Here is a 6,077-nt window from a genome sequence, read left to right as displayed (position 1 = left end):
TCCCATCTGTACGTTGCCGTACTTATCGGTGATGCAGAACGCCCTTCACGACCTTCACATGTTCGCCAGCCTGGAAGGAAGCCGCGCTGGTGTGGAAGGTGCGGTACTTGCCATCGTCCATGCGCACACGGACGTCGTACGAGGTGTAGGCCTTCATATTGCCTTCCACCTGATTGCCCAGCACCGCGCCGCCAACGGCGCCGGCGGCAGTGGCCAGGGTACGGCCGGTACCGCCGCCGATCTGGTTGCCCAGCAGGCCGCCGACCACGGCGCCGGCGCCGGCGCCGAGGCCGCTACCCTGGGCACGGTGCCTTACGCCGGTTACCGATTCCACCACGCCGCAGCTGTGGCAGACGGCTGGCGCGGCTTGCGCCACGCGCTCTTCTTCAGCATAGCCGGAACCGGTGCTTTGGCCATAGGTGGTGCCGCTGGTGTCATAGCGCGGCGGCGCGGGCTGGGCCGCCTTTTGCAAGGCAATCTGGGTCTGCGTATCGGCGACCGGCGGCCCCATCGGAGCGTTGGAATACTGGCCCGCCGGCACGGCGCTCAGCGCCGGGCCGGACGGGGTGCTGCTGCCATTCGAGCTTGGCAGCCAGCCCAGGAGTGCCGCCAGGCCGACCGTGCAGAACAACACGACAGCGATGGCCGCAATCAGCAGGACCGGGTGGGTGGTATAGCGAACAGGAGTATTGGGATGTTCCATGATTCTGTTCCTTTCTTTTTGACATGTTCATTGTCGGCGGCTGGGCYAGCTGCTTCCGTGCGTCAGCGTACATACATCGGAAATAATTGCCGCTACGCTCCGGCTAAAACCCATCAGGCCCTATGCGATGACTTTGACTCTCGACACTGCGCACCGCAGCAACCCTTCACCGCAGCGCTCTGGCAACCGCCTGCTGGCCAGCCTGCCGGACGAAGATCTGGACCATATCCAGTCTTTGTGCGAGCTGGTCGAGGTGGATGTGGGCCAGGCCTTGTTCGAGCCCGGCCAGCAAATTCAGCACATTTACTTTCCCATCGATGCTCTGGTGTCCTTGCTGGGCGTGGCCGACGGCCGCATGACCTTGGAAGTCGGCGCAGTGGGGCGGGAAGGCATGATCGGCGCTTCGGTGGCACTCGGCCACCAGCAAGCCCAGGTGAGGGCGCTGGTGCAGCGCAGCGGGCATTGCCTGCGCATGGAAGCGTCCGACTTTTGCGGTGAGTTTGCCCATATGGAGTCGCTGCAGYATCTGTTGCACCGTTATACGGATACGCTGCTGGCACAGGCCATCCAGATTGCCGTCTGCAGCCGCTTTCATGTGCTGGAAGCCCGTCTGGCGCGCTCGCTGCTGATTACGCGCGATCGCTTGCAGTCGGAAAAATTCCACATGACCCATGAGTTTCTGGCCCATGCGCTGGGCGTGCGCCGGGTTGGTGTGACCAAGGCGGCCAGCGCGCTGCAACAGCAAAAACTGATCAGCTACAGCCGGGGCAATATTGAAATTCTGGATTCGGCGGGACTGGAGGCGGTGTCCTGCCGCTGCTATGAACTGGTCAAAGACAGCGGCAGTATCGGGATGGGCAGCGTATTTCTTTAACGGCTAGGCTTGTTGACCTGGTTACCGATCACGCCACCCACGGCAGCGCCACCCACTGTACCCAGAGCGGAACCACCGGACAGCACGGAACCGGCCACTGCGCCGACACCAGCGCCCACGGCAGTGTTCTTATCCTGCTGCGACATCGAGGAGCAGGCACCCAGGCTCATTGCTGCGGCGGCCATAGTGAGAGTGATAGCAAGCTTCTTCATGATGATCTCCTTGTTTGCAAGTTGGTTTTACTTCAGGCGCATTTCGTTCTTGACGACCTTGACGCCATTGACGCTACGGGCGGTAGCCACGGCCTTGTCGATCTGGTCCGGGCTATCGAGGAAGCCGCTCAGGGTTACTTCACCGTCCATGCTCTGCACCGTGATTTCGGTCGGATTCAGTCCGGTTTGCTGGGCCATGGCGGCTTGCACATTGCCGACCAGCTGGTTGTCGCCCACATAAGCTGGCGGGGTGACTTCAGTGCTGGCACAAGACACCAGCGCTGCCAGCACGAGGCCGGACAACACAGTGGTTGGAGAAGTCAAGGTCTTCATAACACGCTCCTTGTCTGAAACGGCGCTGTCGCGTCGATGGGGTCAGATTACGGAGCCGGGGTGCAACGATCTGTTCGCCATCGCACCCTGTAACGGTTTGTTACTTTATCGCCTTCTTTGAGCTCAGCGGTTTGCCGGGCGGCGGGGCGACCGGCTTTTCTTTCGCTTCGGCCAGCAGGGCGGCACAATTATTGTCCTTCTCGCTGCCGCCGCTGATCAGAGGCGCCAGAGCGGCCACCGGCGCCGCCAGCGTGGCCAGGGCGATGGCGCCGCCGGCCCGCATGGCCAGCACGCCCTTGTCGATTGATACGTCGGGATGCTTGAGCGTGCCCTTGACGTAGATGGGCGAGCGCAGCGACACGATGCGCAAGCCTTTGGAGTCCGGCTTCAGCGTCAGGTCGATATCTTCGCTGGCGAGGTTGACGTTGCCGTTCACGTGGACCACGGCGTCTTCCGTGTCCATGATCAGGGTACGGGTCTGCGCCACGCCTTTCTCGACTGCGAAATCGCCGGCCAGGCAGTTGAGATGCACCGGCTTGTCGCCGAATAGTTTGGCCAGCACAACGTTGCCGATGTTCAGGCCCATTTGCTCCAGCAACAGTTTGCTGATGGTGCCGTCATTGATGAGTGCCTTCAGTTCGCCATTGGACGAGGCCATCAGGGTCGCCACCGAATTGCCCGTTGCGCTGAGCTTGGCTTCTGCATTGATTTCGCCCACCGTGGCCTGGATCTGCGGCATATTCGGGAAGAGTTCCTTCAGCTTGATGTGCTTGCCTGTGGCAGACAATTCGGCGGCAATGGCATCCTTGACCTTGTTGCCGCTGCCGTCCAGTTTGACGGTGGACGCCAGATTGCCGCCGGCGAAGTCGAAGTTCAGCGGCGTCAGTTTGAGGACGCCATCCTTGAGGTGGAACTCGGTGTACAAATTGCTGACCGGCAGCTGCTTGGTGCGCACGATGTGCTCGGCGCGGAAGGTGACGTTGGCATCGAGCGCAGTCCAGCGCTCGGTCTTGAATTTTTCCACCGGCAGCAGCTTGTCGCTCGGCTGGTTCGGCGCCACGCCGCGCGCTTCCTTGCTGGCGTTGGAGTCGGCGCCAATCAGCGGTCCCAGGTCTTTGAACTGCAGCAGCCTGGAGCGCACATTGCCCGTCATCAGGCCGCGCGGCTTGTCTTGCTGGTAAGCCAGCTTGCCGGAGATGTCGCTATCGCCGACGCGGCCGGTGAAGTCTTCATACGACCATTTGGCTTCGCCCTTGGCCAGGTTGCCGAGCAGGTGGCCCTGGGTGGTAAAGGCCGGCGTTTCGGGCAGCACCAGGCCGGTGAAGGGATACAGCCGCGCCATCGAAGCGCCGCCCACCTTCAGATGCATATCGACGGCCGCCAGGTGCACGGGATTCTTCAGCGTGCCTTCCGCCGCCACGTTGATCAGCCCGGCCTTGATGTCGCCTTGCACGGGGAAGGGCAGGCTGGAGTCCTGCAAGGCCAGCACGGCGCCGGTCTTGCCGTGGCCGGTGATGGTCTGCTTGTTCCAGTTGCCGCTCAGCTTCCAGCCGATGCTGTACTTGGGATCGTTGGCCAGCGTGTCGAGTTCGGCCGTGGCATCGATTTTTTCGACTTCGTCCGCCAGGTGCACCACGCCTTGCGTGAAGACCACGCGGTCGAGATCCATCTTCCATTTCGATGGCGGATTCTTGACGAAGGTCCAGTTGTTGGTGGTGGCGTCCGTGCGCAGCAGCTCGACGTGGGGCGATTCGAAGCGCAGCTCGGGAATGGCAATCTCCTTGTGCAGCAGGGAGAAGGGATTGAGCGAGAAGGACAGCGACTTGGCCGCCGCCATATCGCCCTGCGTCATATTGGGCGGATTGCCCATATGAACATCGCGCGCCTGTAAATGCGGCCAGGGAATCCAGTCGCGCCAGGTGCGCTCGGACGGGGCCACCGGCTGCTTCTGCCAGCTCAGCGTGAGGTCGCCGCGAATCGCGACGGGACGGTGCAAGGCTTCGGTGGCCTTTGCATTCAGCCAGGGACGGGCATGGTTCCAGTCGTAGTTGAGCAGAACCACCACGGCGATAAGGGGGATGGCGACCACGGTCCCGCCGACGGCGAGCGCGATCTTGGTGCGGCGTGGCATGGGCATACATCGGCCTTTCTGTTGGGCAGCACGGGATAAGGCAACCCTAGCACGGCGCCGGCGCGGCTGACTGTTCGCTCGCGCACATGCCGGGTCTATGTGCGGGAACGTACTGAAGCCTAGCGCGGCAGCTTATATAACCTCCCTTACAGCAAAATCAACAAGGAGTGACCATCATGGATTCTTTGTATCGAGTGCAATTCCTGCTGTGCGCATTGTGCGTGGTCGCGCTGAGCGCCTGCAGCAGCATGAAGGCGCCTGCAACGGCCGATGTGGCTGTGTCGAAAGAGGCTGTGGCAAATGCCGCCTCGGCAGGCGCTCCCGAACTGGCTCCGGCGGAAATGGCGGCCGCGCGCGACAAGATGTTGCGCGCCAACCAGGCGCTGGCGGCCAAGGACTACCGCACGGCGCAGGATCTGGCCCAGCAGGCTCAGGCCGACGCCAAGCTGGCACAAAGCAAGGCCAATAGCGCCAAGGCCACCGAGGCCGCCAATGCGCTGCAGGAAGACATTCGCGTGCTGCGCGAAGAACTGGACCGCGCCAACAGCGTGAACCGATAAGCGAAAGGAGATCATCATGAGCAAGCACATCATCAAGCCCATGCTGCTGGCGCTGGCCTTTGCGCTGTCCGCCTGCAGCACCGCGCCAACCACCACCAGCACGCTCGAGCAGGCCCGCAGCGACTATGCGATGGCGCAGGCCRATCCGAATGTGGCGAAATACGCTTCGATGGAAATGGCTTCCGCCACCCGTTCGCTGGACCAGGCCAACACTGCCGCGGCGCAGAACAAGAGCCTGGAGGAAATCGACAAGCTGGCCTATGTCGCCAAGCAGAAGGTCGCCAGCGCGCAGGAAATCGCGCGCGCCAAGGCTGCGGAAGCGCAGGTCGCCAATGCGGCCCAGCAGCGTGACCAGCTGCGCCTGGAAGCCCGTACCGCCGAAGCCGACGCGGCCAAGCGCCAGGCTGACGAAGCTGCCGCTGCGGCCAATGCGGCGCAGAGCCAGGCGGCCAATGCCGAACAGCGTGCCAATAATCTGGCGCAGCAGCTGGCCGACTTGCAGGCCAAGCAGACTGAGCGTGGCATCGTCATCACCTTTGGCGACGTGCTGTTCAACACCGACCAGGCCATGCTGACCGCGCAAGGCATGCAGACCGCGCAGCGCCTGGCCGATGTGTTGCGAAATAACCCGGACCGCTCGGTGCTGATTGAAGGCTTCACCGACAGCACCGGTACCGCATCCCACAACCTCGAATTGTCGCAGCGCCGCGCCGAGTCCGTGCGTATGGCCCTGTCGCAGATGGGCGTGGACCGTTCGCGCATCGACACGCGCGGCTATGGCGAAGCGTATCCGGTGGCCAGCAATGCAACGGCCAGCGATCGCCAGCTGAACCGCCGTGTGGAGATCGTGCTTTCCGAGGCCGGCCGTCCTCCCATCACGCGCCGCTAACCTGATCTGAAGGAAGAACCCCATGGCTGATATGAATCAAACCCCGCGCGGCATCGATAAGGCTGCCGTGCGCGCGGCAGCCGCCAATCTGGCCGACGGTCCCGTGACCGTCGGCTATAAAGGCGACCGTACTGCCGTACTGAAAATGCTGAACGAAGCGCTGGCCACTGAACTGGTCTGCATCAACCGCTACAAGCGTCACTACTACACCGTAACCGGCCTGCAGAACGCCGCCATCAAGGCTGAGTTCCTGGAGCACGCCACCCAGGAACAGGAGCATGCGGACTGGATCGCGGAACGCATCGTGCAGCTCAACGGTGATCCGGATTACAATCCTGCAACGTTGCTCGACCGTAGCCATGCCGAGTATGATGA

General features: G+C 62.4%; 8 protein-coding genes. 4 read left to right on the top strand and 4 right to left on the bottom strand.

Going from position 1 to position 6,077, the window contains the following annotated elements:
* Positions 1-22 precede the first annotated feature (22 nt).
* A complete protein-coding gene (locus tag AB4Z11_RS19990) occupies positions 23-703 on the bottom strand; it encodes a glycine zipper 2TM domain-containing protein (RefSeq protein WP_442027156.1) in 681 nt (226 codons plus the stop codon).
* A 127-nt stretch (positions 704-830) separates the two neighbouring features.
* On the opposite strand from AB4Z11_RS19990, the gene AB4Z11_RS19985 reads away from it, so the two are divergent.
* On the top strand, positions 831-1,577 hold the full coding sequence (locus AB4Z11_RS19985) for a Crp/Fnr family transcriptional regulator (RefSeq protein WP_442027154.1): 747 nt from the start codon (positions 831-833) through the stop codon (positions 1,575-1,577).
* Here AB4Z11_RS19985 and AB4Z11_RS19980 read toward each other — a convergent pair.
* The 3 genes from AB4Z11_RS19980 to AB4Z11_RS19970 all read right to left on the bottom strand — a co-directional run bounded on the left by AB4Z11_RS19980 (position 1,574) and on the right by AB4Z11_RS19970 (position 4,259).
* Positions 1,574-1,789 (bottom strand): glycine zipper 2TM domain-containing protein, encoded by a 216-nt coding sequence (locus tag AB4Z11_RS19980; protein WP_442027153.1) that lies wholly within the window; start codon positions 1,787-1,789, stop codon positions 1,574-1,576. The genes AB4Z11_RS19985 and AB4Z11_RS19980 overlap by 4 nt on opposite strands.
* A 27-nt stretch (positions 1,790-1,816) precedes the next feature.
* Positions 1,817-2,122: a BON domain-containing protein gene (locus AB4Z11_RS19975; protein WP_442027151.1), complete on the bottom strand. Its 306-nt coding sequence runs from the start codon at positions 2,120-2,122 to the stop codon at positions 1,817-1,819.
* A 100-nt stretch (positions 2,123-2,222) separates the two neighbouring features.
* Positions 2,223-4,259 carry an AsmA family protein gene (locus tag AB4Z11_RS19970; protein WP_442027150.1) on the bottom strand — a complete coding sequence of 679 codons (2,037 nt, stop codon included), beginning with the start codon at positions 4,257-4,259 and terminating at the stop codon, positions 2,223-2,225.
* Positions 4,260-4,429: 170 nt separating this feature from the next.
* Here AB4Z11_RS19970 and AB4Z11_RS19965 point away from each other — a divergent pair, with 170 nt between their 5' ends.
* The 3 genes from AB4Z11_RS19965 to AB4Z11_RS19955 form a co-directional block, all read left to right on the top strand.
* Positions 4,430-4,813 carry a DUF4398 domain-containing protein gene (locus AB4Z11_RS19965; RefSeq protein WP_442027149.1) on the top strand — a complete coding sequence of 128 codons (384 nt, stop codon included), beginning with the start codon at positions 4,430-4,432 and terminating at the stop codon, positions 4,811-4,813.
* 16 nt (positions 4,814-4,829) lie between these two features.
* A complete protein-coding gene (locus AB4Z11_RS19960; RefSeq protein ID WP_442027147.1) occupies positions 4,830-5,702 on the top strand; it encodes an OmpA family protein in 873 nt (290 codons plus the stop codon).
* Positions 5,703-5,724: 22 nt separating this feature from the next.
* Positions 5,725-6,077, top strand: a 353-nt coding sequence (locus AB4Z11_RS19955) for a ferritin-like domain-containing protein (protein ID WP_442027145.1), incomplete at its 3' end; no start/stop codon positions are given.

It is taken from the genome of Pseudoduganella sp. RAF53_2 (assembly GCF_052113985.1).
Lineage (GTDB): Bacteria > Pseudomonadota > Gammaproteobacteria > Burkholderiales > Burkholderiaceae_D > Rugamonas.
This window is presented reverse-complemented; position numbering and strand designations above follow the sequence as displayed.